This is a genomic window from Rhodococcus sp. NPDC004095 (assembly GCF_053604015.1).
In genome coordinates, this window is sequence record NZ_JBSGGS010000007.1 from 157,742 (window position 1) to 184,161 (window position 26,420).

Annotated in this window: 24 protein-coding genes; 17 read left to right on the top strand and 7 right to left on the bottom strand. The window is 69.6% G+C overall.

The annotated features are described in order from the left end of the window. The first annotated feature begins 28 nt into the window (after positions 1-28). Both ACWEPG_RS15570 and ACWEPG_RS15575 read left to right on the top strand, forming a co-directional pair. Positions 29-1,138 (top strand): LacI family DNA-binding transcriptional regulator, encoded by a 1,110-nt coding sequence (locus ACWEPG_RS15570; RefSeq protein WP_450112309.1) that lies wholly within the window; start codon positions 29-31, stop codon positions 1,136-1,138. A 120-nt stretch (positions 1,139-1,258) separates the two neighbouring features. Beyond that, entirely contained in the window at positions 1,259-1,630 is a 372-nt protein-coding gene (locus tag ACWEPG_RS15575) for a nuclear transport factor 2 family protein (protein WP_450112308.1), read from the top strand. Positions 1,631-1,697: 67 nt separating this feature from the next. On the opposite strand, the gene otsB is transcribed toward ACWEPG_RS15575, so the two are convergent. After that, positions 1,698-4,238, bottom strand: a complete 2,541-nt coding sequence (otsB, locus tag ACWEPG_RS15580; protein ID WP_450112307.1) for a trehalose-phosphatase — start codon at positions 4,236-4,238, stop codon at positions 1,698-1,700. A gap of 14 nt (positions 4,239-4,252) precedes the next feature. Further along, entirely contained in the window at positions 4,253-4,909 is a 657-nt protein-coding gene (kstR, locus tag ACWEPG_RS15585) for a cholesterol catabolism transcriptional regulator KstR (protein WP_450112306.1), read from the bottom strand. A 127-nt stretch (positions 4,910-5,036) separates the two neighbouring features. Here kstR and ACWEPG_RS15590 point away from each other — a divergent pair, with 127 nt between their 5' ends. The 6 genes from ACWEPG_RS15590 to ACWEPG_RS15615 all read left to right on the top strand — a co-directional run bounded on the left by ACWEPG_RS15590 (position 5,037) and on the right by ACWEPG_RS15615 (position 12,159). After that, the gene (locus ACWEPG_RS15590; protein WP_450112305.1) at positions 5,037-7,214 is read left to right on the top strand and encodes an acyl-CoA dehydrogenase; all 2,178 of its coding nucleotides are present in this window, start codon (positions 5,037-5,039) and stop codon (positions 7,212-7,214) included. A 110-nt stretch (positions 7,215-7,324) separates the two neighbouring features. Next, positions 7,325-8,434 (top strand): acyl-CoA dehydrogenase family protein, encoded by a 1,110-nt coding sequence (locus ACWEPG_RS15595; RefSeq protein ID WP_450112304.1) that lies wholly within the window; start codon positions 7,325-7,327, stop codon positions 8,432-8,434. Beyond that, positions 8,419-9,585, top strand: a complete 1,167-nt coding sequence (locus ACWEPG_RS15600) for an acyl-CoA dehydrogenase family protein (protein ID WP_450112303.1) — start codon at positions 8,419-8,421, stop codon at positions 9,583-9,585. The genes ACWEPG_RS15595 and ACWEPG_RS15600 overlap by 16 nt, the downstream gene beginning before the upstream one ends. Next, a complete protein-coding gene (locus ACWEPG_RS15605) occupies positions 9,582-10,583 on the top strand; it encodes a bifunctional MaoC family dehydratase N-terminal/OB-fold nucleic acid binding domain-containing protein (protein ID WP_450112302.1) in 1,002 nt (333 codons plus the stop codon). Before ACWEPG_RS15600 ends, ACWEPG_RS15605 begins: the two co-directional genes overlap by 4 nt. After that, positions 10,583-10,993, top strand: coding sequence for a MaoC family dehydratase (locus ACWEPG_RS15610; RefSeq protein WP_450112301.1), 411 nt, complete (start codon positions 10,583-10,585; stop codon positions 10,991-10,993). The genes ACWEPG_RS15605 and ACWEPG_RS15610 overlap by 1 nt, the downstream gene beginning before the upstream one ends. Beyond that, a complete protein-coding gene (locus tag ACWEPG_RS15615) occupies positions 10,990-12,159 on the top strand; it encodes a lipid-transfer protein (protein ID WP_450112300.1) in 1,170 nt (389 codons plus the stop codon). Before ACWEPG_RS15610 ends, ACWEPG_RS15615 begins: the two co-directional genes overlap by 4 nt. Positions 12,160-12,241: 82 nt before the next feature. On the opposite strand, the gene ACWEPG_RS15620 is transcribed toward ACWEPG_RS15615, so the two are convergent. Genes ACWEPG_RS15620 through ACWEPG_RS15635 form a run of 4 tightly spaced genes read right to left on the bottom strand, consistent with a single transcriptional unit; the run spans position 12,242 to position 16,189 of the window. Further along, positions 12,242-13,501 carry an FAD-dependent monooxygenase gene (locus ACWEPG_RS15620; protein WP_450112299.1) on the bottom strand — a complete coding sequence of 420 codons (1,260 nt, stop codon included), beginning with the start codon at positions 13,499-13,501 and terminating at the stop codon, positions 12,242-12,244. A gap of 11 nt (positions 13,502-13,512) precedes the next feature. Beyond that, the gene (locus ACWEPG_RS15625; RefSeq protein ID WP_450112298.1) at positions 13,513-14,223 is read right to left on the bottom strand and encodes a maleylpyruvate isomerase family mycothiol-dependent enzyme; all 711 of its coding nucleotides are present in this window, start codon (positions 14,221-14,223) and stop codon (positions 13,513-13,515) included. After that, entirely contained in the window at positions 14,220-15,056 is an 837-nt protein-coding gene (locus ACWEPG_RS15630) for a fumarylacetoacetate hydrolase family protein (RefSeq protein WP_450112297.1), read from the bottom strand. The genes ACWEPG_RS15625 and ACWEPG_RS15630 overlap by 4 nt, the downstream gene beginning before the upstream one ends. Continuing rightward, a complete protein-coding gene (locus ACWEPG_RS15635) occupies positions 15,053-16,189 on the bottom strand; it encodes a cupin domain-containing protein (RefSeq protein ID WP_450112296.1) in 1,137 nt (378 codons plus the stop codon). Before ACWEPG_RS15635 ends, ACWEPG_RS15630 begins: the two co-directional genes overlap by 4 nt. A gap of 59 nt (positions 16,190-16,248) precedes the next feature. Between ACWEPG_RS15635 and ACWEPG_RS15640 the strand changes: the two genes are divergently transcribed. The 6 genes from ACWEPG_RS15640 (at position 16,249) to ACWEPG_RS15665 (ending at position 22,520) form a co-directional block, all read left to right on the top strand. Next, positions 16,249-17,016, top strand: a complete 768-nt coding sequence (locus ACWEPG_RS15640; RefSeq protein ID WP_450112295.1) for an IclR family transcriptional regulator — start codon at positions 16,249-16,251, stop codon at positions 17,014-17,016. Positions 17,017-17,105: 89 nt separating this feature from the next. Next, positions 17,106-18,284: a cytochrome P450 gene (locus ACWEPG_RS15645; protein ID WP_450112294.1), complete on the top strand. Its 1,179-nt coding sequence runs from the start codon at positions 17,106-17,108 to the stop codon at positions 18,282-18,284. Beyond that, positions 18,281-18,490: a ferredoxin gene (locus ACWEPG_RS15650; RefSeq protein WP_450133178.1), complete on the top strand. Its 210-nt coding sequence runs from the start codon at positions 18,281-18,283 to the stop codon at positions 18,488-18,490. Before ACWEPG_RS15645 ends, ACWEPG_RS15650 begins: the two co-directional genes overlap by 4 nt. Continuing rightward, complete coding sequence (locus ACWEPG_RS15655; protein ID WP_452594740.1) at positions 18,487-19,623, top strand: NAD(P)/FAD-dependent oxidoreductase; 1,137 nt, start codon at positions 18,487-18,489, stop codon at positions 19,621-19,623. The genes ACWEPG_RS15650 and ACWEPG_RS15655 overlap by 4 nt, the downstream gene beginning before the upstream one ends. A 41-nt stretch (positions 19,624-19,664) precedes the next feature. Next, complete coding sequence (locus tag ACWEPG_RS15660; protein ID WP_450112291.1) at positions 19,665-20,588, top strand: LysR family transcriptional regulator; 924 nt, start codon at positions 19,665-19,667, stop codon at positions 20,586-20,588. Between the two features lie 222 nt (positions 20,589-20,810). Continuing rightward, positions 20,811-22,520, top strand: a complete 1,710-nt coding sequence (locus tag ACWEPG_RS15665) for an MFS transporter (RefSeq protein ID WP_452594741.1) — start codon at positions 20,811-20,813, stop codon at positions 22,518-22,520. Here ACWEPG_RS15665 and ACWEPG_RS15670 read toward each other — a convergent pair. After that, positions 22,480-23,067, bottom strand: a complete 588-nt coding sequence (locus tag ACWEPG_RS15670) for a TetR/AcrR family transcriptional regulator (protein WP_452594742.1) — start codon at positions 23,065-23,067, stop codon at positions 22,480-22,482. The genes ACWEPG_RS15665 and ACWEPG_RS15670 overlap by 41 nt on opposite strands. 147 nt (positions 23,068-23,214) lie before the next feature. Here ACWEPG_RS15670 and ACWEPG_RS15675 point away from each other — a divergent pair, with 147 nt between their 5' ends. From ACWEPG_RS15675 to ACWEPG_RS15685, 3 genes are read left to right on the top strand one after another with little or no spacing between them, the layout of a single operon-like run. Further along, positions 23,215-24,231: a phosphotriesterase family protein gene (locus ACWEPG_RS15675; RefSeq protein WP_452594743.1), complete on the top strand. Its 1,017-nt coding sequence runs from the start codon at positions 23,215-23,217 to the stop codon at positions 24,229-24,231. Positions 24,232-24,277: 46 nt separating this feature from the next. Further along, complete coding sequence (locus ACWEPG_RS15680; RefSeq protein WP_452594744.1) at positions 24,278-25,231, top strand: phosphotriesterase family protein; 954 nt, start codon at positions 24,278-24,280, stop codon at positions 25,229-25,231. 54 nt (positions 25,232-25,285) lie between these two features. After that, positions 25,286-26,413, top strand: a complete 1,128-nt coding sequence (locus ACWEPG_RS15685) for an FAD-dependent oxidoreductase (RefSeq protein WP_452594745.1) — start codon at positions 25,286-25,288, stop codon at positions 26,411-26,413. Positions 26,414-26,420: the final 7 nt, after the last annotated feature.

Genomic DNA, 26,420 nt, shown 5'->3' on the forward strand with positions numbered 1-26,420 from the left:
TCACCCGGTGAGCGCGTACCGTCCCGTTATGCCCCGCTCTCGTCATCCGCATCGTCAGGCGACCCTGGCCTCCCTTGCGGCGGAGCTCAAGGTGTCCCGTACCACGGTGTCGAACGCCTACAACCGCCCCGATCAGCTTTCCGCCGAATTGCGTGCCCGCGTGCTCGAGGCGGCCAAACGTCGCGGCTACCCCGGCCCCGATCCGGTGGCCCGGTCGCTGCGCACCCGCAAGGCGGGAGCCGTGGGCCTGCTGCTGACCGAGGCGCTCAGCTACTCGTTCCGGGACCCCGCGGCGATGAGCTTCCTGGCCGGGTTGAGCGAATCCTGCGAGGAGGCCGGGCAGGGGCTGATGCTGATTCCCGCCGGCCCCGGGCGTGACGAGGTCGACGCCGCGGCGGTGGTGCAGCAGGCGGGGGTCGACGGGTTCGTCGTCTACTCCGTCGCCGACGACGATCCGCACCTCGCCGCGGTGCTCGAGCGGCACCTGCCCGTGGTCGTGTGCGACCAGCCCCGCCGGATCGCAGGGGCGGCCCTGGTCGGCATCGACGACCGCGGCGCGATGCGTGAGCTCGCCGATCACCTGATCTCGTTGGGTCACACCGAGATCGGGGTGCTGTGCATGCGGCTCGGTCACGATGCGCGCAACGGTCGGGCCGATGCCGAGCGGCTCCTGTCACCGAATTTCCACGTTCAGCGCGAACGTATCGCCGGGGTGCAGGACGCGTTGGCCGACGCGGGTCTGGATCCGTTGTCGCTCACGGTCTTCGAGAGCGCCGAGCACACGGTCGGTGCCGGGCACGCGGCGGCCGAACGGGCACTGGTGCTCAACCCGCGCATCACCGCGCTGCTGTGCACGACCGACGTGTTGGCGCTCGGTGCGCTCGAGTTCGCGCGGTGGCGCGGCATCGACGTGCCCGCAGAGTTGTCCATCACCGGTTTCGACGGCGTGCCCGACGCGTCGCGGGTCGGGCTGACCACCGTCCGGCAGCCGGCGGAGGAGAAGGGGCGCCGAGCGGGCGCGATGCTGCTGCGGGACTCGCATTCCGGGGTCGCGACCGTCGAGATACTCGACACCGAGCTGGTGCGCGGTCGCACCGCGGCCCCGCCCCGGCGGTGGGAACGCGGTCCGGCGGAGTAGCCGCACTCGCATCGTCCCGATGAGCGGAATGGCGCGGTCGATGACCCGCGGGTCCCCCTAGCGTGGACCCGCGGGTTATCGAGCCGCACCGAAATCGTTTCATCGCAAGGGAGATTCGACATGGCCACACCGGAGGAACTGCGCTCAGTCGTGGAGAGCTACGTGCGTCTGATCGCGGAAGGTTCGGGTACCGAGCGGGCCGCCCTGTTCGCGGACGACGCCGTCGTCGAGGATCCCGTCGGCAGCGAGCCGAAGGTGGGTCGCGCCGCGCTCGTGGAGTTCTTCGATCGTGGTGCCGCGATGGAGAACACCGCCGAACTGCTCGCCGTCCGGGTCGCGGGCGGCGAAGCAGTGGCCCACTTCAGTGTGGTGTCGAAGGCGGGCGGGACCACCTACACGTCCGCTCCGATCGACACCTTCCGCTTCAACGACGCCGGCGAGATCGTCGAACTGCGCGCCTACTGGGCGCCGGAGGACATGACCGTCTCGTAGGCGCTTCGCGCCTGTGAGTACTTGTGGTTGCCAGGGCCACCACAAGTACTCACAGGCGCCGCAGGCGCTAGCTCAGCAGCTGGGCGCAGCGAAGCAGCCCGATGTGGCTGTACGCCTGCGGGTGGTTGCCCAGGGAGCGTTCGGCGACGGGGTCGTACTCCTCGGCGAGCAGCCCGGTGGGCCCGGCCGCGGCGACCAGCTGCGCGAACAGCGCCTCCGCGTCGGCGCGCTGCCCGATCAGCAGGTACGCCTCGACGAGCCAGGCCGCGCACAGGTGGAAGCCGCCCTCGCCGCCCGGCAGGCCGTCGTCGTGGTGGTACCGGTACACGGTCGACCCGCTGCGCAGTTCGGCCTCGGTCGCGATGACGGTGGCCGCGAACCTCGGGTCGGACGGGTCGATCAGCCCGGACAGGCCGATGTGCAGGGTGGCCGCGTCGAGGTCGGTGCCGTCGTAGGCGGCGGTGTACGAGTTCGCGCGGTCACTCCAGCCGCGATCCTTGACCTCGTCGGCGATCTCGTGCCGCAACGCCTCCCAGTCCACTCCCGCGGAGCGGCCGAAGTCCGTGGCCAGCTTCAGCGCGCGGTCGACCGTCACCCAGCACATGACCTTCGAGTACACGTGGTGGCGCGGGTTTCCGCGGATCTCCCAGATGCCGTTGTCGGGCTCGGCCCACCGGCGCTGCACGGCGGACACCATCGCCAGCACGAGGTCCCAGTCCCGGTCGGTCAGCGGTTCGGCGATCCCCTTCTTCTCGCGGGCCTGCGCCAGGTCCGCGATCAGCTCCACGATCGGTCCGAACACGTCCAACTGGACCTGCGAGTTCGCGGCGTTGCCGACGCGGACGGGGCGCGAGCCCCCGTATCCGGGCAGCGAGTCGATCACGGCCTCGGGCGGCAGATTGGTGCCGTGGATGGTGTAGAGCGGGTGCAGTCGTTCGGGGCCGGGGATGCTCTCGAGGACCCGGTGCACCCACTCGAGGAGCCCCTCGGCCTCGCCGAGCGAGCCGAGTGTCACCAGGGCGGACGCGGTCATCGACGCGTCCCGCAGCCAGCAGTAGCGGTAGTCCCAGTTGCGGACGCCGCCGAGTTCCTCCGGGAGCGAGGTGGTGGCTGCGGCGAGGATCGCACCGGAGTCGGTGTGCACGAGCCCGCGCAGTGTCAGCGCCGACCGCTTCATCAGTCCACGCTTGCGGGACGGCAGTTCCAGATCGTCCGCCCAGTCCCGCCAGTACGACTCCGCCTGTGCGCGGCGGTCCGGTTCCGGTACGGGTGATGGGCTCAGATCCGTGGTGCCGCAACGTAGTTCGAGAACGATCGGCCCGTTTGAGGGGTCGATGACCGCGTGTGCGGTCTGCTGGACGCCGTCGCTGACGATCTCCCATTCGACACCCGGCGAGCGCAGCACCAGCGGATCGTTCATGCCGTACACCCGCAGACCGTTCTCCTCCGGCTCCAGGTGCACCTGCACCTGGCCGAACTCGGGACGCGGTGCGAACGTCACCACGGCCTTCGCCCGGCCGGTGATCACCCGGGTCAGCTCGGTCCGTCCGGCCGGGACGTCGTGCGGCAGGTAGTCGGTGACCTGCAGGCTCGCCCAGCGCGTCTCCACCGTCATCGTGCCGTCGACGTAGCTCTGGCTCAGCGGCAGCCCGGCCCGGTACGGCTCGACGGTGAAGTGCCCGGCCCCGACCCCGCCGAGCAGGTGCGCGAACACCGCCGCCGAGTCCGGTTCGGGGTGACACAGCCAGGTCACCCCGGCTTCCGGGGTCAGCAGCGCGACCGTGCGCGGACTGGCGAGCATCGTGAGCCGTTCGATCGGCGGCGCGCTCTCACCGTTCAGCCAGGTGCGGCGTTCCTCGAGCAGGAAGGCCAACGCCGCGCCCACGTCCTCGGTGCGGTCGATCCGGAACTCGGCGAGCGTGTCGCCCTCGCCGACCTTGACCCCCACGTCCGGTCCCTGCAGGCGCGCGAAGGCCTTCTCGTCGGTGACGTCGTCGCCGAAGAACACCGTCGCGGAGGCGCCCTCCCGGTGCCGGAGGATGTCGAGCGCCTCACCCTTGTCGGTCGTGATGACCGCCAGTTCGATGACGGCCTTGCCCTCGGTGACCTGGACGCCGTTCCACTTGGCGGCGCCCTGGCGGACCCGGGTGAGCGCGGCCTCGCCGACCTCGGGGCTCGCGTTGCGCACGTGCAGTGCGGCACTCGCCGGTTTCACTTCGACGGCGACCCCGGGGCTCTCGGCGGCGATGCCCTGCAACTCGGTGGTGAGTTCCCGGAGGAGGCGGCGGGCGTCGTCGCTGATCTCGTGCACGAACCCCACGTCGAACTCGGAGCCGTGGCTGCCGACGAGTTGCACCTCGACCGGCAACCGGGAGAGCACCGCCAGATCGCGCAGGGCGCGTCCGGATACGACGGCGGACGTGGTCCCCGGCAGGATCGCGAGTGCGCGCAGGGCGCGGACCGCGTCCGGATGGGGGAACGCCTTCGCCGGATCCGACACGATCGGCGCCATGGTGCCGTCGTAGTCGGAGGTCACGAGAAGTCGCGGCGTCCTCGCGATGGAGACGAGACGCCGTCGGAGCTCGACTGGTAGATCCTGCGCACTCACCGCGCAAAGTCTACTTACGAACTGTGCTTGAGCTTGTACCCACCGAGCAACAGTTCGACGGTCAGTTCCAGACGGTTGGCGACATCGGTGGCCGACGAGCGGCGCGTCAGCCACGCGACCAGGTTCGACAGCCACACGTCGGAGATGACGCGGGCGATCTGAAGCTGCTCCTCGGTCGGCGTGCCGTCGCTGATCGCGCGGGCGAACAGCGAATCCATCAGCCGGCCGACCTGGTCCACCTCGGCCGCGGCGGACGCGTCGGCGAACATGAATGCGCGGGTCATCGCTTCGGTGAGCAGCGGGTCGCGCTGCATCGCCCGGGTGATCTGGCCGAGGATCAGGTGCATCCGCTCGATCGGGCTGTCGCCGGGCGGCATCTTCTTGCGGGAGTCGATCTTCTCGAACTCGCGGCCCAGCGCCGAGACCAGCAGGTGCACCTTCGACGGGAAGTACCGGTACAGGGTGCCGACCGCGACGTCGGCGCGCTCGGCGACCGCCCGCATCTGCACGGCCTCGTATCCGCCCTTCGACGCGAGCGCGAGAGTCGCGTCGAGAATGCGCTTGCGACGTTCGCGCTGCGCGTTCGAGCTGAGGTCGTCGTCCGTCAGCGTGGAGACGGCGCCGTTCGCTCCGGCCTTGCCGGCGGAGCGGGTGCGGGGGGAGGAGGTCATCGACGAGCTTCCTTGAAATGTCTAATGGTTTTATGTGCACTTCGGTTCCGGCCTTGACTGAGAGCCGACTAAGAGATTAGAACACGTTCTAGAGGGTTTTGTCAGCACTGAAAGGGTGGCCAGACTTGTGAGTATTGCCACGACAGACGAGCAGCGTGCGGTCCAGGAATCGATCCAGTCCTGGGCCCGTTCGGCGAATCCGGTCGAGACGCTGCGCCAGGGTCCGACCGACTCGTGGCGGACGCACTGGGGCGCGCTCGCCGAACTCGGCCTGTTCATGGTCGCGCAGGCGGAGGAGGTCGGTGGCGCCGACGGTGAGGTCGTCGACCTCGCGGTGATGCTCGAGCAGTCCGCCGCGTCCCTCGCCGCCGGTCCGGTGCTCTCGACCGCGCTCGCCGCACTCGTCGTGGGTCGCAGCGGAGAGCCGGCCGCCAAGCAGTGGGGTCCGGAACTCGCCGAGGGTGCGCTGCCGGTCGGTGTCGTGCTGGACGGCGACGTGAGCGCCGCCGTCGACGCCGACGGCACCGTGGTGCTGACCGGGGCGGCCGGGTTCGCGCTCGGCGGCGCACCCGAGATCGGCGTGCTGGTGCCCGCCACCCGGGCCGGCGACACCACCTCGGGCGAAGCCTCGGGTGATGTTGTCTGGTGCCTGGTCGAGGCCGGCGCGCCCGGGCTGACGGTCGAAGCCGTCCAGAACGTCGACGTGAGCGTCCCGCTGGCGACGGTGACCTGTGACGGGGTGCGGGTCTCGTCGGACCGCGTGCTCTCGGAGGTGCGTCCCGGGTTGGTGCGCGACCTCGCGGCGACGCTGGCTGCCGCCGAGGCCGCGGGCATCGCGGGCTGGTGCCTGACCACGGCCGTCGAGTACGCGAAGATCCGCGAGCAGTTCGGCAAGCCGATCGGCTCGTTCCAGGCGATCAAGCACCTGTGCGCGGAGATGCTGTGCCGCGTCGAGCAGATCCGCGCGGTCGCGTGGGACGCCGCGGTGGCCGCCGAGACCGGTGACGAGCTGCCGATCGCGGCCGCCGTCGCCGCGTCCGTGGCGCTGGACGCCGCCGTGGACACCGCCAAGGACTGCATCCAGGTGCTCGGTGGCATCGGCTTCACGTGGGAGCACGACGCGCACTTCTACCTGCGACGGGTCGTCTCCCTGCGGCAGCTGCTCGGCGGCGGCGCCGCGTGGCGGGCGCGCGTGGCGGAGCTGACCCGCGCCGGTGCGCGCAGACACCTCACCGTCGACCTCGGCGACCTCGAGGCGCAGCGCGCCTCGGTGCGCGCCGAGATCGAGGCGATCGTCGCCGTGCCCGAGACCGACCGTCGCGTCGCCTTCGCCGAGTCCGGCTACCTCGCCCCGCACTGGCCCGCGCCGTACGGGAAGTCCGCGAAGGCGGCCGAACAGATCCTCATCGGTGAGGAGCTCGCCCGCGCGGGGCTCGAGACCCCGAACCTGGTGATCGGGTGGTGGGCGGTGCCGACCGTCCTCGAGCACGGCACCGCCGAGCAGATCGAGCGGTTCGCGATGCCGACCCTGCGCGGTGACCTGATCTGGTGCCAGCTGTTCTCCGAGCCGGGCGCAGGCTCCGACCTGGCCTCCCTGCGCACGACCGCGGAGAAGGTCGACGGAGGCTGGGTCCTCAACGGCCAGAAGGTGTGGACTTCCCTTGCCCGCGAAGCGGATTGGGCGATCTGCCTGGCTCGCACCGACAAGGACGCAGCGAAGCACAAGGGCATCACCTACTTCCTGGTCGACATGCGCAGTGCGGGGATCCGGATCTCGCCGCTGCGGGAGATCACCGGCGACGCCCTGTTCAACGAGGTGTTCCTCGACGGTGTCTTCGTGCCCGACGACTGCGTGGTCGGGCAGGTGAACGGCGGCTGGAGGCTGGCGCGCACCACCCTCGCCAACGAGCGCGTCGCGATGAGCGGCGGGTCCTCGCTCGGCAAGGCGATGGAGGAGCTCCTCGAGCTGGCAGGCCGCGGGGGCACGGATCCGGTCACCGAGGACCGGATCGGCTTTCTCGTCGGTGACGCGATGGTCGGCTCGCTGCTCGAGCACCGCACCACCCTGCGTCAGCTCGACGGCCAGGATCCCGGTCCGGCGTCGAGCGTGCGCAAGCTGGTCGGTGTGCGGCACCGGCAGGCGGTCGCCGAGTACGCGCTCGAGTGCGCGGGCGTCGGCGGCGCGGTCGAAGGGCCGCTGTCCCGGGAGTTCCTCAACACCCGGTGCCTGACGATCGCCGGAGGCACCGAGCAGATCCTGCTCACCGTCGCCGCCGAACAGCTGCTCGGGCTGCCGCGCGGCTAGCACTACTGGAGAGTGGGAACGCGGCGGGCTCGGCCGCGAACCCGGTGTTTCAATGCTGATCAGTCACACGTGCACTGATTTCCACGTATTTCGATAGGACGGTTTCTCAGGTGGACTTCACTCTTGGCAGTGAACAGCAGGCGGTGGCCGAGGTGGCCTCTGCCGTGCTGCAGACGGCGGCGAGCGCAGAGACGCTCGCGGCCATGGATCGCAACGCCCCCGTGTGGGACGCCACCCTGTGGCAGCGTCTCGCCGACGAGGGGGTGCTCTCGCTGCCGCTGCCGTCCGCGCTCGGCGGCGACGACCTCGGCATCGCCGAGATCGGTGTGCTGCTCGGCCAGGTCGGCCGGCATGCGGCGCAGGTCCCGGTTCTCGAGACCCTCGGGTTCGGTGTGCTGCCGCTGCTCGCGCTCGGCGGTGACCCGCAGCGGTTCCTCGCCGGTGTGGCCGGCGGCGCGATCCTCACCGCGGCGCTGAGCGAGCCGGGCGCGCCGCTGCCCGCGACGCCGGCGACCACGGCGACCGCCGACGGCGACGGATACGTCGTGACCGGCCGCAAGGTGGGCGTGCGGTACGCCGAGCAGGCCGCCTTCGTGCTGGTGCCGACGTCGGCCGGGGTGGCCGTCGTGGCGCCCGACGCCGACGGCGTCACGCTCACCCGCACGTTCACCCCGTCCCTGGCGCCGGAATACACGATGGCGCTCGACGGCGTGCGCATCGACTCGGGAGCGTTGCTCACGGGTGCCCGGGTCGAGGAGCTGTACCGGATCGCGCTCGCCGCGGTCGCCGCACAGGCCGCGGGCCTGGGGACCGGGATGACCAACCTGGCCGCCAAGCACGTGAGCACCCGCGAGCAGTTCGGCAAGCCGATTGCCGCATTCCAGGCCGTCTCGCAGCAACTCGCCGACTCCTACGTGACCGCTCGCACGCTGGAGCTGGCCGCGACGTCGGCGTGCTGGCGACTCGCGGAGGGCCTCGACGCCACAGAGGACACCGCGGTGGCCGCCTACTGGCTGGCCGAGCAGCTGCCGGTGGCGATGCAGCAGTGCATCCACATGCACGGCGGTCTCGGCGCCGACGTGACCTACCCGGCGCATCTGTACTACGAGCAGACCAAGGACTTCGTCCGGCTCGTCGGCGGCCCGTCGTCCCGTCTGTCCATTCTCGGCGCCCTCGGCGCCCGCGACCTCGGTGTGGAGGCAGCATGCTCATCGATCTGACCCCCGAGCAGAAGAAGCTCCAGGCGGAACTGCGGAAGTATTTCGCCGACCTGATCTCGCCGGAGGAGGCCGAGATCATGCTCACCGACCGGCACGGCCCGGTCTACCACGAGGTCATCCGCCGCATGGGCCGCGACGGCTGGCTTGGTGTCGGCTGGCCGAAGGAGTTCGGCGGCAAGGGCTTCGGTGAGATCGAGCAGCAGATCTTCACCAACGAGGCGGTCCGCGCGGACGTGCCGCTGCCGTCGGTGACGCTGCAGACCGTCGGCCCGACCCTGCAGGTGTACGGCACCGAGGAGCAGAAGCAGAAGTTCCTGCCCGGCATCCTCACCGGCGAGGTGCATTTCGCGATCGGGTACACCGAACCCGAGGCGGGCACCGACCTGGCGTCGCTGCGCACCACCGCGGTCCGCGACGGTGATCACTACATCGTCAACGGCCAGAAGTATTTCACCACCGGTGGACACGCCGCCGATTACATCTGGCTGGCCTGCCGCACCGGTACCACCGAGGACCGCCACCGCGGCATCTCGATCCTCATCGTCGACACCACGGATCCGGGCTTCTCGTCGACCCCGGTCATCACCGCGGACGGCGCACACCACGTCAACGCCACGTACTACGAGAACGTGCGCGTGCCGGCCTCGATGCTCGTCGGGGAGGAGAACAAGGGCTGGAAGCTGATCACCACCCAGCTCAACCACGAGCGTGTCATGCTCGGCCCGTCCGGCCGCGTCGGCGGGCTGTACGACCAGATCAGCGAGTGGGCGAAGCGTCCGGGCCCGGACGGGCGGCCGCTCGTCACGCAGCCCGACGTGCAGCGTGCGCTCGGTGAGATCCGCGCGATCTACCGGCTCAACGAACTGCTCAACTGGCAGGTCGCGTCGGCGGAGGGCGCCGTCGACATGGCCGACGCCTCGGCGACGAAGGTGTTCGCCACCGAGCAGATCCAGCGTATGGGTCGCCTGGCCGAGGAGGTCGTGGGCCGCTGGGGCGACCTGGCAGACCCCGAGACCGGGCACCTGCTGAGGTGGCTGGACGCGCAGACCAAGCGCAACCTCACCATCACCTTCGGCGGCGGCGTCAACGAGGTCATGCGTGACCTCATCTCCACCGCCGGTCTGGGTCTGCCGAAGGTGGCACGCCGATGAGCGAGCAGGACATTCTCGCTGCGGCGCAGCGGGTTCGGGACGGCGGCGCCAGCAAGCCGCGCAAGGGTCGTGATCCGATCAACATGCCGATGATCCGCAACTGGGTCGAGGCGATCGGCGACGAGAATCCCATCTACGTCGACGAGGACGCGGCGATCGCCGCCGGTCACGGCGGCCTCGTGGCACCGCCCGCGATGGCACAGGTGTGGACGATGCGCGGTCTCGGTGCGGTGCGCGAGGAGGACGACCCGCTCGGCCGGATGACCGAGATCCTCGACGAGGCCGGGTACACCTCGGTGGTCGCCACCAACTGCGACCAGACCTACCACCGCTACCTGCGTCCCGGTGAGGAGGTGACCATCGAGTCGGTCCTCGAAGACGTTGTGGGACCGAAGAAGACGGGCCTCGGTGAGGGCTGGTTCTTCACCACGCGCAACTACTGGAAGGTGGGCGACGAGGTCGTCGCCGAGATGCTGTTCCGGATCCTGAAGTTCGCGCCGCCGGCCAAGTCCGAGGCCGAGCCGACCCGCACAGAGGCGTCCTCGTCGCTGGGTGGTTCGCTCGACGACCTGAACCCGGCTCGGATGCTGCGCCCGTCGGTCTCGCGGGACACCGAGTTCTTCTGGGAGGGTGTGGCCGCCCACGAGTTGCGGATCCAGCAGCGGCAGGACGGGTCGTTGCAGCACCCGCCGGTGCCCGCGATCTGGAAGGACAAGTCCGAGCGGACCGATTACGTGGTCGCGTCCGGTCAGGGCACCGTGTTCAGTCACGTGGTGCACCACGCGCCGAAGGTGCCGGGCCGCTCGCTGCCGTTCGTGGTCGCGCTCGTCGAACTCGACGAGGGCGTGCGCATGCTCGGTGAGTTGCGCGGCATCGACCCGGCCGACGTGACCATCGGCCAGCGCGTCCAGGTGGAGTTCCTCGACCTGCCCGGCGACGACGAGACCGACCAGCAGCCGTGGACCCTGTACGCGTGGCGTCCCGTGAAGGAGCAGTGATGAGCTCGACCCTGACCGCGACGGTGGGGGAGACCCTGCCGCCCCTGTCCATTCATGGCGACCCGACGTTCATCGTGTCGACGGCGTTGGCCACCAGGGACTTCCAGGACGTCCATCACGACCGTGACAAGGCGCAGCAGCGCGGGTCGAAGGACATCTTCGTCAACATCCTCACCGACACCGGCCTGGTGCAGCGGTACGTCACGGACTGGGCGGGCCCGCGCGCGGTGATCAAGTCGATCAAGCTGCGTCTCGGCGTGCCGTGGTACGCGTACGACACCCTGACCCTGACCGGCTCGGTCGCCTCCGTCGAGGACGGCCTGGTCACCCTCGACATCGTCGGCAAGGACAGCCTCGGTGACCACATCAAGTCCACGGTCACCCTCGTGATGGATGGAGCAGCCCAGTGAGCGAGCTGTCCGGCAAGGCCGCGATCGTCGGCATCGGCGCCACCGACTTCTCCAAGGATTCCGGTCGCAGCGAACTGCGTCTGGCCGCGGAAGCGGTGCAGGCCGCCCTCGACGACGCGGGCCTGAAGCCGTCGGACGTGGACGGGCTGACGTCGTTCACGATGGACACCAACACCGAAGTGGCCGTGGCCCGTTCGGTGGGCATCCCGAACCTGAAGTTCTTCTCCCGCATCCACTACGGGGGCGGTGCGGCCTGCGCGACCATCCAGCAGGCGGCGATGGCCGTGGCCACCGGCGTCGCGGACGTCGTCGTCGCGTACCGCGCCTTCAACGAGCGGTCGGGAATGCGCTTCGGCCAGGTCAATTCGGCTCTGGTGCAGCAGGTGAACTCGTCGGGCACCGACAACGCCTTCTCGTACCCGCACGGCCTGAGCACCCCGGCGTCGTTCGTGGCGATGATCGCGCAGCGCTACATGCACGTCTACGGTGCGACCAGTGCCGACTTCGGCCGGGTGGCGGTCGCCGACCGCAAGCACGCCGCGACCAACCCGAACGCGTTCTTCTACGGCAAGCCGATCACCATCGAGGACCACCAGAACTCGCGCTACATCGCGGAGCCGCTGCACCTGCTGGACTGCTGTCAGGAGACCGACGGCGGCATCGCGATCGTGGTGACGTCTCCGGAGCGGGCGAAGGATCTGCCGAACAAGCCGGCGATCATCGCCGCCGCCGCGCAGGGCAGCGGGGCCGACCAGTACATCATGACCAGCTACTACCGGGACGGCCTGAGCGGTCTGCCGGAAATGGGTCTGGTGGGCGACCAGTTGTGGGCCCAGTCGGGGCTGCGGCCGCAGGACATGCAGACGGCGGTGCTGTACGACCACTTCACCCCGTACGTGCTGATGCAGCTCGAGGAGCTCGGGTTCTGCGGTCGCGGCGAGGCGAAGGACTTCATCGCCGACGGCGCGATCGAACTCGGCGGGCGGCTGCCGCTCAACACGCACGGCGGCCAGCTCGGCGAGGGCTACATCCACGGCATGAACGGCATCGCCGAGGGCGTGCGCCAGATCCGCGGCACCTCCGTCAACCAGGTGCCGGACGTGCAGAACGTGCTCGTCACCGCCGGCACCGGCGTCCCGACGTCGGGCCTGGTGCTCACGGCCTGACCCTCCGGAACCGAAAACGGGTGGCTCCCGGCGCAGTCCCTTGTGGGGAGTGCGGGAGCCACCCGTTTCTCGTTCTCGGCGGCTAGCGGTCCAGAACCAGCTCGGCCGCCGAGGCGAGGGGCACGATCGGGTACATCGGTGCCTCGTCTTCCGGGAACAGGGCGGTGGGCCCGTAGATCCAGTCGGTGTAGGTGTAGTCGTGCGTGTCGCGGTCCCGCAGCAGCAGGTTCCGCTGCTCACGCGGCACGCCGTCGAGATGCCACAGCTCACCCCACGCGCGTGCGGTGGTGAGCACGCGGCGGCAGTGCTCGGGCCGAACCGCGTTGTACGAGGCCAGGATTGCGTCCCAGTCGACCGAGGCACCGGAGTCGGTGTCCCGCAGCCGGGCGACGTGCTCGGCGAGCACCCAGCCGTCCTCGATGGCCATGATCGCGCCCTGGGCCATGTACTGCAGTGGCGGGTGTGCCGCGTCGCCGAGCAGCGCGATCCGGCCGTGCACCCAGTTCGAGATCGGGTCCCGGTCGAACATCCGCCACCACTTGTCCCGCCACATGAACGGGATGCCTTCGCGGACCTCCGGGCAGGCCCCGGTGAACGCGGCGTCGAGCTCGTCGGGGGTGCCCCAGTCGTCCTCTCCGGCCAGTGCCTTGGGAGACTCGAAAACGGCGACCTGGTTGAGCATTTCGCCGCCCCGCAGTCCGTAGTGCACGAAGTGGTGCCGGGGACCGACGTAGACGACGACCTCGGACAGGTCCACCGGCCGGTCGCCCAGGTCCGCGACCGGGACCGTGCCGCGGTACGCGACGTACGCGGACGAGACCGGCTCGTCCTCGACCAGCAGCTTGCGGGCAACGGAGTGCAGGCCGTCGGCCGCGATCACCAGGCCGGCCTCGTGTACGTCCCCGTTCGCGAGGCGGACGAGCGCTCCTGTTGCGGTGTTCTCGTAGGCGACGGCCTTGGCATCGGTGATCAGCTCGACGCCGGCGCGCTCGCAGGCCCGCAGGAACATCCCGTGCAGGTCGCTCCGGTGGATGACCAGATACGGGAAACCGTAACGCCTTTCGAGGTCGACCAGGTCCAGCCGGGTCAGCTCCGTTGCATCGACGGCGTCGCGCATGACCATCGCCTCGGGAACGACGCCGAGGCTCTTGGCTTCGTCGAGCAGCCCGTACTCGTCGAGGATGCGGGTGCAGTTCGGTGCGATCTGCAGACCGGCACCGACCTCGCCGAAGGCCGCTGCCCGCTCCAGTACCCGGACGGTCAGGCCCTTCCGGGTCAGCGCGAACGCCGCGCTGAGACCGCCGATGCCGCCGCCGACGACGATGACGTCGGGTGTGTTCATGGTGTCTCCGTTCACAGCCATGCCGGCAGCGCCGGCGCGGGGGATCCGTCGGTGGTCGACAGGTAGGCGGCGCGGCCGCTGAGGTAGGCGATCAGGTCGGCCAGGGGTGCGGCGACCATGACCGCCGCTTCGGTGCCCGGCAGGTCCCAGGCGATGTCGGCGTCGGTCGCCTCGAGCCGCAGTGCGACGGCGGGTGCGGCGCTGCGCTTGGCGACGATGTCGTCGCCGAGCGCAGCCAGGAAGTCGGCCGGCAGGTCGGCGAACGTGGTGCCGGTGCCGAGATCGACCGCGTGCATGCAGACCTCGCGCGTGCGCAGCCACGGGATCTCGGTTGCCGGGACGGTGCGCCCCTGGGCGGTGACGATCGACCGGCTCCACTGCTCGTCGGTGAGCCGGCCCATCTCCGCCTCGAGCCACTCCGCCGAGGACGGTGCCCAGGACAGCAGTTCGGCCGCCGGTCGCCGGGCACCCTCCTCGATCCCCTGCGCGCGGGCGTCGGGGGAGGCGTACATCGGGGTGGTGATCCCGGTCTCGGCCCAGTGCACGAGGTTGCCGAGGGCCTCGGCGTTCGCGGCGACGTGGGCGACGAGGTGGCGTCGGCTCCAACCCGGCAGGCCGGACGGCGCGGCGAGACCCGCCTCGTCGAGGCCCGCGACACCGGCGAGGTACAGCGCGGTGCCCTGCTGCATCCACCGGCGGGTGTCGGCGAACTCGCGGGTCATTCCTTGATCACCTTGTTGGTGCACGCACCGAGGCCCTCGACGGAGGTCACGACGGTCTCGCCGCCGACCAGGTAGACCTTCGGGTCGCGGGCGTGCCCGACGCCGGCGGGAGTGCCGGTCGCGATCAGGTCACCCGGGTTGAGCCGGATGACGGTCGAGACGTACTTGACGAGGGTGACCGGGTCGAACAGCAGTGTTCCGGTGTCGTCGTGCTGCATGACCTCGCCGTCGACGGTCGTGGTGACCTTCAGCGCGGGGCGGACGCTACCGACCTCGTCGGGAGTGACCAGGAACGGGCCGACCGGGGTCGAGGAGTCCCAGATCTTGCCCTGGGTCCACTCGATCGTGCGGAACTGCCAGTCGCGCACCGAGATGTCGTTCATCACGGTGAAGCCGGCGATCGCGGCCTCGGCCTCGGCGTCGTTCGCTCGGCGGACCTGCTTGCCGATGACGACGACGAGCTCGACCTCCCAGTCGAGGGCGTCGGTCTCGGCGGGCTTGACGACGTCGTCGTTGGCGCCGATCAGCGTGTCGGCGAACTTCGGGAACAGCGTCGGGTAGGAGGGCAGCTCGCGGCCCATCTCCTTGATGTGGTTGGTGTAGTTGTGCCCGACGCACACCACTTTCGACGGCTGCGGGACCACCGGCGCGAAGTCGGCGCCTTCGAGCGGGTAGGTGGCGGCACCGTCGGCAGAGGTACCGGCGGCCCGTTCTCGCCAGTCGTCGCGGGCCAGGAAGACACCCAGATCGGCATCGCCCAGATCGACAAGCAGGTCGCCCTCGAGCTTGACTGCGCGGGTCGAGCCGCCGGTGCGAATTGTGCTGAGCCTCATCGGGAAATCTCCATTCGGTTGAGCGCGAGTGCTTCGAAGACGGGGGCGTCGCCGAAGCGGAACAGGTCGAGGGCGCCGGAATCGGAGTCGGTGCCGCCGGCTTCGGATCGGACCGAGAAGGCGGTCCAGGACGGTACGACGAACAGGTCGCCGCGGGTGACGGTCCAGCTGTGGTCGCCGACGGTGACCGTGCCCGAGCCGTCGAAGACCTGGTAGACGCTCGACCCGGTTTCCCGCACCGGGGCGGTCTCGGCGCCCCGCGCGACGCGGTGGAACTCGGTGCGCATCGTCGGCAGGACGTCGCTTCCGGTGTGCGGATTGGTGTAGCGGACCGCGGCGTGGCCGGGTTCGACGGTGCCGCCGTGGCCCTCGGCCTCGATCGCCAGCTGGTCGGTGAGCGCACGGTCGGTGTGCTCCCACTTGTAGGACAGCAGTGGGGTGCCCGGCGCGACCGGGTTCGCACTCAGCGGGCGCAGCCCGGGGTGACCCCACAGCCGTTCGGAGCGGGACCGCTCGGGGGTGATCCGCTCCGCGTCGGTGATCTCGTCGCGGCCGAACTCGAAGAACTGTGCCTCCGTCAGGTACTGGAACGGGATGTCGAGTCCGTCGATCCAGGCCATCGGCCTGTCGGTGGCGTTGTGGTGCGCGTGCCAGTTCCAGCCCGCCTGCGGCAGGAAGTCGCCGCGGTTCATCGGGACGGCGTCCCCGCCGACGACCGTCCACACCCCGGAGCCCTCGACGACGAAGCGGAACGCGTGCTGGGTGTGCCGGTGCTCGGGGGCGTCCTCGCCCGGCATGAGGTACTGGATGGCCGCCCACAGGGTGGGGGTGGCGAAGGGGCGTCCGCCGAGGGACGGATTGGCCAGCGCGATCGCGCGTCGCTCGCCGCCCCGACCGACCGGGACGATCTCGCCGGCCCGCTCGGCGAGCCGGACCAGGTTCTCCCACTTCCACAGGTGCGGCACGGCACGCGAGCGTGGGTGGGCGGGCATCAGGTCGCCGATCTCGGTCCACAGCGGCACCAGCAGTTCGGACTCGAAGCCGCGGTAGAGCTCCTCGAGCGCCGGGGTCACCTCCGGCTGGCCCGGGGCCTCGACGGCCCGGAGCCGGACGGGGTTGTCGGTCGAAGTCATGCTTCCAGGGTGAGGCTGTTTCTCAGTACAGAACAACTGATTCTGCTATACAGAATTCTGTGCAGAACCCGCAGAAGACCCCGCCTGCCTACGCGATCGCGAGCGTGGACCACGCCCTGCGATTGGCGACGATCCTGCAGTTGGAGGGGGACCTGACCGTCGCGGAGGCGGCCGAGCGGCTCGGGGTCGCCCGGTCCACCGCGCACCGTCTGCTGCAGATGCTCGTCTTCCGGGACTTCGCGGTGCAACGGCCCGGACGGCAGTACGGCGCCGGGCCGGTCCTGGAGCTGGCCGAGCACTCCCGTTCGGCCACCTCCCTCCTGCGATCGGCGGCACTGCCGCACATGGAACGCCTGGTGCAGGCGTTGGGGGAGTCGGCCAACCTGACCATCCGCACCGGTGCGGAGGTCCGGTTCATCGCCTCGGTGGAGTCCGCGCAGGCGCTGCGGGTGGGTTCGCGAGAGGGCATGGTCTTTCCCGCGCGCCGCACATCGGGCGGCCTGCTGCTGCTCGCCGACCTCGAGCCCGGCGAACTGGGCGAGGTGGGTGTCGCGCGCTACGAGGAGGCCGAGGGGGACTCGCCGGACCTGGCCCGGCTGAGGGCCGAACTGACCCGAATCCGCAGGCAGGGCTTCGCGGTCAACCAGGGGCGCTCCGAACGCGGAGTCGTCGCGGTCGGCGTGCCGGTGCGCGATGCCTCCGGGAAAGTCGTTGCCGGACTGTCGGTCTCGATGCCCTCGGTCCGCTACGACCGTCAGCGGCTGCCGGCGCTCGTGGCCACCCTGCGCATGGCCGCGGACGGCATCGAGGCCGACCTGGCCCGCTGAACCACGCCCCGGAACCATGAACGAGGTGAATGCCGATCCATGCAAACTATGAGTTGGATTAATGTGACTGCAGTCACTTCACTGGAGGCATGACCAGCAGCCCCCCGCCCACCTCCGACGTGGACCTCTTCGCCGACGATGTCCTCACCGATCCGTACCCGACGTTCGCGCAGATCCGCGAGCTCGGCCCGGTCGTGCACCTGCCCGCCAACAACGTCCATGCCCTGACCCGCTACGACACGATCCGAGCCGCGCTCGGCGATCCCGCGACGTTCTCGTCCCGCACGATCGGCTTCAATCCGGCGGTGAACGAGGCGCTACAGGGCACTTCGCTCGCCTCGGATCCGCCGATCCACACCGAGCTGCGGGCGACCCTCACCGAGAACCTCTCCCCGCGGGCCCTGCGTGGACTCAAGGGGCAGATCGAGTCCAAGGCCGACGCTCTGGTCGCGAATCTGGTCGCGCAGGGTTCCTTCGAGGCGATCGACGCCCTCGCCCGCGCGTTTCCGCTGGAAGTGGTCGCCGACCTGATCGGCTTCACCGGCGAGGTCCGGGAGAACATGCTGCGCTGGGGACAGGCCGCGATGGAGGTCATCGGCCCGATGAACCAGCGCACCGCCGAGAACTTCCCGATCGCGGGGGAGCTCTACGCCTGGTGTGCCGGTGTCCGGGCCGAGGACCTGGCCCCGGGATCGGTGGGACGCGGCATCTTCGACGCCGAGGCCCGCGGCGCGATCCCGCCGAACACCGCCGGTCACATCATCCATCAGTACCTGGGTGCCGGTGTGGACACCACGATCTCCGCGATCGGCAACGTCGTGGCGCTGTTCGCCAAGCATCCCGATCAGTTCGAGCTCGTCCGCCGGGACCCCTCCCTGGTCTCGGCGGCCTTCAACGAGGTCCTTCGCTTCTGGGCGCCCGTCCACGCCTGGGGCAGGGAAGTCACCCGTGACGTCGAGATCGAGGGCATCGACGTGCCCGCCGGAACCCAGGTCGCGGTCCTGTTCGGCGCAGGCAACCGAGACCCGCGGCACTACGCGAACCCCGACGAGTTCCTCGTCGAACGCAACCCGGCCGACCACCTGTCCTTCGGGTACGGCCCGCACGGCTGCGCGGGACAGGGCCTGGCCCGGCTCGAAGCGCACGCGGTCATCGCGGCGCTCGCCGTCCACGCCAGGCGACTCGTCTGCGCGGACCCGATCCGCTTGCCAAGCAACATCACCCGTTCCATCGACGAACTCGAGATCCTGGAGGTTGTTCCCGCATGAGAATCGTCCTCGACCGGCCCCGCTGTGAGGGCCACGGACTGTGTGAAGAAGCCGCTCCCGCCCTGATGCACCTCGACGACGACGGCGAACTGGTCATCGACGCCGGTGAGCTCACCGACGGCAGCCCCGAAGCCGCCGCCGCCGGCGCCGCCGTCCGGGTCTGCCCCGTCGCCGCACTCGAACTCGCCCTGACGGGACGGCAATGACGACCACCACCGGCACACCACGCCGCATCCTGGTCGTCGGCAACGGCATCGCCGGCCAGACCGCGTGCGACAGCCTCCGCGCCAACGGATTCGACGGCGATCTGACCGTCGTCGGCGACGAACCGCGCGCGGCGTACTCGCGACCGGCACTGTCGAAGGCACTGCTCGTCGACGGCGGCTCCCACGAACTGGCGCCGCCCACCCACGGGGCCACCGAGATCCTCGGGGTCGCCGTGGTCGGGCTCGACCCCGACATCCGTCGCGTGAGGTTCGACGACGGCACCGAACTCGGCTACGACGGGCTCGTCATCGCGTCCGGTTCTCGCGCGCGGCGGCTCGACGGAGCCGACAGCCCCGAGCTGACGCTGCGCACTCTCGACGACGCGCTCGTGCTGCGCGAACGGCTCGCGCAGCAGCCGTCCGTCGTGGTCGTCGGCGCCGGTCCGCTCGGCATGGAGATCGCATCGGCGGCACTGTCGGCGGGCAGCCGGGTCACGCTCGTCGCGGACGGACCGCCGATGCTGACCCATCTGGGCCGGTACCTGTCGGACACCTTGACCGCCGCGGCCCTCGACCGTGGTCTCACCGTCGTCACCGGTGTGGCCACTGGGATCGGCGGGGGCTCCGTGCTTCTCGGTGACGGATCCCGGATCGGTGCGGACCTGATCGTGAGCGCCGTCGGCGACATCCCCAACACCGAGTGGCTGGGCGCGCTGTGTCCGGACGGTCGCCTCGTCACCGACACCCGCTGCCGTCTGCGCGCCGACATCGTCGCTGCCGGTGATGTCGCTGCCGTCCCGACCCGGTGGGGTGTGCGCCGGATCCCGTTGTGGAGCAGCGCGATCGACCAGGCGAAGGTCGCTGCGGCGGCACTGCTCACGGGCGACGACGCGCCCGAACTCGACCTGAACCCCTACTTCTGGACCGAACAGTTCGGGGTGAACCTCAAGGCGGTCGGACACCTGCCCGTGACCGGTGGTCCCGGTTTTCTCGTCGGTGAGAGCCCGTGCGGACCTTCGGTGATGCACTGGACGCACGACGACGGCGCGGGGGTCGCGGTGGCGGTCAACCACCGCATCCCGATTCCGAAGCTGCGCCGCTTGGCTCACAGCGGCGCAGCTGCCCTCGTGTGACCGATGGGGCATCGGCGAACGGGCGCGTACAGTCCGGGTTGATGAACGAATCCCGGGACCGCCCGAGTGATCTCGCTCTGGAGCGACTCGCGTCGGTCAACCTGAACCTGCTGGTGCCGATGCTCGCGCTGTTCGAGGAGGTGTCGGTCACCCGCGCCGCCGAGCGGGTCGGCATGTCGCAGCCGGCGATGAGTCACGCGCTGGGCCGGATGCGCCGGCTGATCGGTGACGACCTGGTCGTGCGGCAGGGGACCGGTCTGGTCCTGACTCCCCGCGCCCACGAGCTGGTCGCGCCGCTGCGCGAGGTGCTGCGGCAGGCCGCGCGCGTGGTGAACTTCGCCGGTTTCGACCCCGCGCGTGACCGTCGCACGATCACGGTGTCGACAACCAGCAGTATCGCGTTCGTGATCGGTCCGGCGCTGGCGCGCTTGATCGCCGAGCGGGCGCCGAACTCGACCCTGCGGCTGCGCACTTTCGTCGATCCGCAGCCGAGCGACTTCACCGACGACGGGGTCGACGTCGTCCTGCTGCCGACGGCGTTCGCCGCGCCCTATCCGCGTGAGCGGCTCTACGAGAATCGCTGGGTCGTGATCGCGCATCCCGACACCGATCCCGCCGCGACGGCGCTCGACCTGCTCACCACGCTGCCCCACGCGACCTACGACGCCCGGCATCGGGTGATGCCCTACGCCGCCCTGGACGCGCACGGTGTGCAGTACCGGATCGGGCAGCTGATCTCCGACTTCATGACGATCCCGCACCTGGTGGCGCAGGCCGGCGGCGTTGCGATCCACACCTACCGGGTGGCGGTGGCGACCCGGGAGGACCTGCGCATCGAAGAGTTCCCGCTGCCGATTCCGTCGCTGGACATCGACATGGTGTGGAACCCGCGCCTCGCCGACGACGAATTCGTCGGATGGTTGCGTCGCATCCTGGTCGAGGTCGCCGCCTTCGACGAGGTCTGACCGAACCTCGGGCCACCCTGCTCGGAGCGCGCCGGGGTCCGGCCTCCCGCGTGTGAAGGCCCGCCTCCCGCTTCGGCCACCCGCCTTGGGTTGATGCTCTGTTCAAATACTTGACGCTCTGTTGTGCGATGTGACAGATTGCTCACTCAGTTCGTGATGGGGGTCACAGAACGCTTCCGGCTGTCGGGTCGACGGCCAGGACATTCGACCAAGGAGCAATCGATGAGTGAGACGTCCGTGCGGCCGTCCGGATACCGGGCGACCCTCGTCGCCGCATGCCTCGCCGTCATGGTGGCGCAGGTGGCGTACTCGCTGCCCGGAGCGCTGAACGGCACGTTCCAGCAGCACTTCAGCATCTCCGGCGCGGAACTGACCTGGATCAGCGCCGCCTTCGCGACGACGATGGTTGTCTTCGAGCTGACCTTCGGAGTCCTCGGCGACATGTTCGGGCGCAAGCGCCTGCTCCTCGGAGGGGCGCTGCTGATCGTCGCCGGCGCGGCGCTGTGCGTGGTCGCCGACACGGTGCAGGTGATGTGGGTGGGTCAGGCCGTGGCAGGCGTCGGCGCCGGTGCCCTGTATCCGATTTCGCTGACGATGATCGCCGCCGTTGCACCCGACGCCCAGGCTCGCGCCCGGGCGATCGCGCTGTGGGCGGGCTTCTTGTCGCTCGGCGCGGCAGTCTCGCCGATGATGGCCGCGCTGATTGCCGAATATGCCAACTGGCGCTGGGCATTCGGTGTCGTGATCGCTGCGGCACTGCTCTCGTTCGTCGTCTCGACGGGTGCTCAGGACTCGTCCGCGCCGGAGGGGCGCCGGCTCGACGTGCCCGGGCAGCTCACCTTGGCCGTCGGTCTCGTCGCGGTGCTCTGGGCGCTGACCCAGGGGTCGGAGGTCGGATGGGGGGAGACCGCGATCGTGGCGGGCTTCCTCCTCGGCGTCGCCTGCCTGATCGCGTTCGTTGTCATCGAACTGCGGACCGAGGTTCCGCTGCTGCACCTGAACCTGTTCGCCAACAGGGCCTTTGCGATCTCGGGCATCACTGCCGTCGTCGGCATGTTCGCATTCCTCGGCACCTGCTTCTCGATGAGCATCTGGCTCGGAGCGGTCCAGCACGTGTCGCCGCTGAAGATCGGCGTCCTGTTCCTGGTCATCCAGGGTCCGGCGTTCCTGCTGGTGCCGGTCGTGTCCCGGCTGATCCACCGGGTCTCACCCCGGTGGGTGCTGACCGCGGGCTTCGGTCTGATCGCCGCCTCCGGATTCGTGTGCTCGCGTTTCGACGTCCACACGTCGGAGTGGACGGACTTCCTGCTCCCGATGCTGCTGCTCGGTGTCGGCTTCGCGTTCACGGTCGCCTCGATCACCGCGGTGGCCATCACCACGGTTCCCCTGCACCTGGCCGGTATGGCCAGTGCCACGACGAACCTCTTGCGCGACTTCGGTTTCGCGCTGGGGCCGGTCCTGGTCGCCGCGGTGGCCAACAGTGTCGCCGGCGGCAAGGTCCGCGACGGGCTCGATGCGGCCGTGGGGGAGTCCGGGCTCGGTGAGGCCCATGCCGGCGCGGTCATGGGGATCGGCGACCAGGGCGGCGCGATGGCGCTCAACTCGATGCCGGTGATCCCGGTGCCGACCGATCCGACTCGGGCCCCCGGTCCCGACAACCCGATGGTGCGGATGCCGGCGGCGATCCACGATCTGGCGCTCACCTCGCTCGGCAGCGGCTACGCCCTGGCCTTCCTGGTGTGTGCCCTGTGCGCCGCGGCGTCCGCCGCGCTGACACTGTTCGGTCTGGTCGGCAGTCGCCCGGAATCCGCTGTCGCCGCCGATCCGGGCACGGATGCCGCGCACGAGGTCGCCGACGTGGTCGGGGAAGTGCCCGTCCGCCGAGCGGTGCTCAGCTCGCCGCCTCGAGAAGGTAGCACCACGATTCGGTGATCTCGTCGAGGCAGATCTCGCGGGGGGTGAGCCAGCCGACGGAGAAGTACCGGCGCGAGAGGTGTTCGAGCTGGCCGAAGGCGAGCACGCAGCGGATCCGACGACGATCGGGCGCCACACGATCCGCCCTGTTGAGTCCTTCGATCATCTCGCCGACGGCGTCCTCGAACCACTGCTCGGTCTTGGCCGCCACGGCCGGCTCGGTGAAGGCCTGGTAGGACGCGGTGAGGTAGGGCTTGATCTCGTCCCACTGGGAGAACTTGCGGTCCAGCCACGCGCGGATCTCACTGCGCGAACCCGAGGCGACCAGCTCGGTCAGCGGCGGCTTGTCCGCGGCGGTGAGAATCCCGTCGACCTTGGTCAGCAACGCGCTCATCACGTCGGCCTTGGACGAGAAGTGCAGGTAGAAGGTGGTTCGGGTGGAGCCCGCCGCGGTGGCGATGTCGTCGATCGTCGTCGCCGCGTAGCCCTTGGTGTCGAACAGCTCGAGCCCCTTGGCGAGGAAGAGCTCGTAGGTCATCTGCTTCTGCGCGGCGCGAAGTGACATGGACCCAGATTCTAGCTTCAGTGCACTGACGTGGCATTTTGCAACTCCACACATCGCAATGAAATGTTACTTGACACTCTGTAATCCTAAATCTACCGTGAGTTGGACCACGTCGTGCCGGCACGACGCCGACGAAAGGAAGTGCCGATGATGGGCACCCAGACCTCCGCCGAGGGACGCACCGTCCGCACGGTCCTCGGCCCCGTTTCCGCCGCCGACCTGGGTGTCGTCTCGATTCACGAGGCGGTGCTGTCGGTGATGCCCGGCGCGGAGCACGCATTCGACATCACCTTCGACCGCGCCGAGATCTTCGAGACGTTGAAGGCGAAGCTCACCGACTTCCGGAACCACGGCGGCCGGACGATCGTCGACAGCACCGGCATGTTCCACGGCCGCGATGTGAAGCTGTACGAGGCGCTCTCCCGCTCGACCGGTGTGCACATCATCGCGTCGACGGGCATGGGTCCGGAGAACCTGCTCGGCGGCTATTTCCTGACGCCGCAGACCAATCCGCCGACGCCGTGGCCGGCGGAGAAGTTCGCCGACCTGTTCGCCAAGGAGGTCACCGAGGGCATGGTGGTGCCCCGGGTGGAGCGTCGCGGCGCCGCGGGCATCGTCGTCATCGCCGCGAACCACGACGGTATGACCGCCACCGAGGAGAGCCTGTTCCGCGGCGCCGCCCGCGCAGCGCGCAGCACCGGTGTCGCCGCGTCGATCCGCTACGGCTCCGACGCGACGGCCGACCTCGGGGTCGTCCTCGACGAGAAGCTGCCTGCCGACCGGGTCGTCGTCGGCGGCCTCGACCGCAAGGACGCGGTCGCCGCCGGCGCGCCGCTCGAGATCGCTCGCCTCGGCGCCTTCGTCGCGATCGACAACGTGGGGACCGAGGGCGACACCTTCGTCTCGGACGACGAGCGGGCAGCCGTGGTGCGCGAACTCGTAGAGGCCGGCCACGGCAACCGAATCCTGCTCTCGAGCAACGCGATCGGTGTCGCGAAGGGGCAGCCCGCGCGCGACGTTCCGTTCAGCCACGTCCTGTCGGCGTTCGTACCGCTCCTCGCGGCCCAGGGCCTGAGCGACGAGGACGTCCAGCGCATCCTCGTGGCCAACCCGCGCGAGCTGCTGACGGTGCAGTCGACCCGCCCGGCACCACCCGTGCGCTGACACCGGACCTGACCACCGAAGTTTTCTTTCCCGAAGGGGAGTTGTTGTGTCGAGAGTGAACACCGTCCTGGGACCGATCCCGACCGAGGAGTTGGGCATCGTCGCCATCCACGAGCACATCGGGTACGGCATGCCCGGGTCCGAACTGGACACGAGGTGGTGGAAGACCCCGGAGGAGCGGTACTCCGAGACCGTCCCGAAGCTGCGCAAGTTCCACGAGTACGGCGGCGGGACCTTCGTCGACGTCACCGGCATCTGCAACGGTCGCGACATCGACTACTACAAGTCGTTGTCCGCCAAGACCGGGGTCCACATCGTCGCCTGCACGGGATTCGTCGGCGGCGACACCGCGCTGCCGTTCTTCGAGCGCGCGAGCGTGGAGTACCTGACGCAGCAGTTCGTTCACGAGATCACCGTCGGCATCGGGGACACCGGCAGCCGTGCCGGCGTCATCAAGGTCGGAGTCAGCCGCGGCGGCAAGATGACCGAACTGGACAAGCGCATCTACCGCGCCGCCGCCCGCGCCGCGCTGCACACCGGCGTGCCGATCCTCACCCACCTGGCGATCGACGCCGAGAACGCCATCGCCATCTTCACCGAGGAAGGCCTCCCGCTGGACCGCGTGCTGTTCGGGCACGCCGATGACGGCGTGAACGCGTCGCAGACCCGTGACCGCTGGATCGCCGAGCAGGGCGGCCGGGTCGGCTTCGACACCTTCGGCTACGAGACCGAACTCGAGGACCCGCCGTTCTGGGCCCGCCCCCGCAAGGAGCGCCTGGACCACTTCCTCGGGTTCCTCGAGGCGGGCCACCTGGACCGGGTGCTCGCCGGTGTCGATGCCAACTGCAGCCCCCTCGGCTGGCCGGGCGTCAACGGCCACACGGTGAACTACCTGTTCGAGGACCTCATTCCCGACCTGCGCCGGGCCGGACTGGACGAGGCCACCATCACCAAGCTCTTCGTCGAGAACCCTGCCGACTTCCTCACCATCCAGGCCTGAGGCCACCCCGGATCTTCCGGCGCAACGACGCGCCCCTCCAGAGAGACAAAGACCATGCAGTCATCCGATCTGAAGAACCTGACCATCGCCATCATCGGCGCGGGATACGCCGGCGCAGCATCGGCCAAGGCGCTGAGCCTGCTCGGCGCCGACGTCACCGTGTACGAACAGGCCACCGAGATCCACGAGGTCGGAGCAGGCATCGGCCTGCGCCCGTCGAGCATGCAGCGCTTCCGCGAGTGGGGGATCTTCGACGCCGTCGCGAAGGTCAGCTCGCCCAGCGACTACTTCGAGATCCTCACCGCCACAGGTGAACCCATCATGAAGGACAGCTGGCCCGGCATGGACGACTACGAGGTGAGGACCCACACCCACCTCATCCACCGCGGCGACTTCATCGACGCGCTCGTGGGCGTCCTCCCCGAGGGCATGGTCAAGCTCGGTCACAAGCTCGAGACCATCGAGGACCGCGGCGACAAGTCCGTCGTCACGTTCACCAACGGCACCACCATCGAAGCCGACCTCGTCGTCGGCGCCGACGGCATCAAGTCCGTTGTGCGCAAGGAACTGTTCCGCGACCAGGGGCCCGTGTTCTCCGGTGAGCACGCCTACCGCGCCGTGATCTCCGCCGACGCGGCACAGGGCATGGCCACCGACGACAACCTGCGCATGTACATCGGCAAGGGCACCAAGGTGTATTTCCTGCCGCTGCGTCATCGCAACGATGTGTCCTTCGACGTCACCGCGCTCTGTGCGGACAGCACCTGGTCGCCGGAGGCCACCAAGGAAGACCTCCTCGCCACGCTCGACGGCTTCGACGAGCGGATCGTGCAGATCGCCCGCGATCTCGACATGGACACCGTCAATGTGCGCGCCGTCTACGACATCGACCCGGTCGAGACGTGGCACTCGGACTCGGTCGTCCTCGTCGGCGACGCCGCCCACTCGATGCTGCATCACCAGGGTCAGGGCGCGAACTCCGCGATCCTCGACGCTGGTGCGCTTGCCGATGCTCTGCGCGACGAGGCCTCCGTCAAGGAGGCACTCGCGGCCTACCAGGCCGCCCGCAAGCCGGTGACCGACGAACTCCAGCGCATCTCCCGCCAGGGCTGGACCGAGGACGAGGTCAACGACGTGTTCCCGGGCCAGAAGCCCGCCGCCCAGCAGCCCGCCGCGAAGTAAGGAGAGC

Coding starts and splice junctions, on each gene's coding strand:
- ACWEPG_RS15570 (WP_450112309.1), top strand. CDS start 29: ATGCCCCGCTCTCGTCATCCGCATCGTCAGGCGACCCTGGCCTCCCTT.
- ACWEPG_RS15575 (WP_450112308.1), top strand. CDS start 1,259: ATGGCCACACCGGAGGAACTGCGCTCAGTCGTGGAGAGCTACGTGCGT.
- kstR (WP_450112306.1), bottom strand. CDS start 4,909: ATGACCTCCTCCCCCCGCACCCGCTCCGCCGGCAAGGCCGGAGCGAAC.
- ACWEPG_RS15600 (WP_450112303.1), top strand. CDS start 8,419: ATGCTCATCGATCTGACCCCCGAGCAGAAGAAGCTCCAGGCGGAACTG.
- ACWEPG_RS15605 (WP_450112302.1), top strand. CDS start 9,582: ATGAGCGAGCAGGACATTCTCGCTGCGGCGCAGCGGGTTCGGGACGGC.
- ACWEPG_RS15610 (WP_450112301.1), top strand. CDS start 10,583: ATGAGCTCGACCCTGACCGCGACGGTGGGGGAGACCCTGCCGCCCCTG.
- ACWEPG_RS15620 (WP_450112299.1), bottom strand. CDS start 13,501: ATGAACACACCCGACGTCATCGTCGTCGGCGGCGGCATCGGCGGTCTC.
- ACWEPG_RS15625 (WP_450112298.1), bottom strand. CDS start 14,223: ATGACCCGCGAGTTCGCCGACACCCGCCGGTGGATGCAGCAGGGCACC.
- ACWEPG_RS15630 (WP_450112297.1), bottom strand. CDS start 15,056: ATGAGGCTCAGCACAATTCGCACCGGCGGCTCGACCCGCGCAGTCAAG.
- ACWEPG_RS15635 (WP_450112296.1), bottom strand. CDS start 16,189: ATGACTTCGACCGACAACCCCGTCCGGCTCCGGGCCGTCGAGGCCCCG.
- ACWEPG_RS15645 (WP_450112294.1), top strand. CDS start 17,106: ATGACCAGCAGCCCCCCGCCCACCTCCGACGTGGACCTCTTCGCCGAC.
- ACWEPG_RS15650 (WP_450133178.1), top strand. CDS start 18,281: ATGAGAATCGTCCTCGACCGGCCCCGCTGTGAGGGCCACGGACTGTGT.
- ACWEPG_RS15655 (WP_452594740.1), top strand. CDS start 18,487: ATGACGACCACCACCGGCACACCACGCCGCATCCTGGTCGTCGGCAAC.
- ACWEPG_RS15660 (WP_450112291.1), top strand. CDS start 19,665: ATGAACGAATCCCGGGACCGCCCGAGTGATCTCGCTCTGGAGCGACTC.
- ACWEPG_RS15665 (WP_452594741.1), top strand. CDS start 20,811: ATGAGTGAGACGTCCGTGCGGCCGTCCGGATACCGGGCGACCCTCGTC.
- ACWEPG_RS15670 (WP_452594742.1), bottom strand. CDS start 23,067: ATGTCACTTCGCGCCGCGCAGAAGCAGATGACCTACGAGCTCTTCCTC.
- ACWEPG_RS15675 (WP_452594743.1), top strand. CDS start 23,215: ATGATGGGCACCCAGACCTCCGCCGAGGGACGCACCGTCCGCACGGTC.
- ACWEPG_RS15685 (WP_452594745.1), top strand. CDS start 25,286: ATGCAGTCATCCGATCTGAAGAACCTGACCATCGCCATCATCGGCGCG.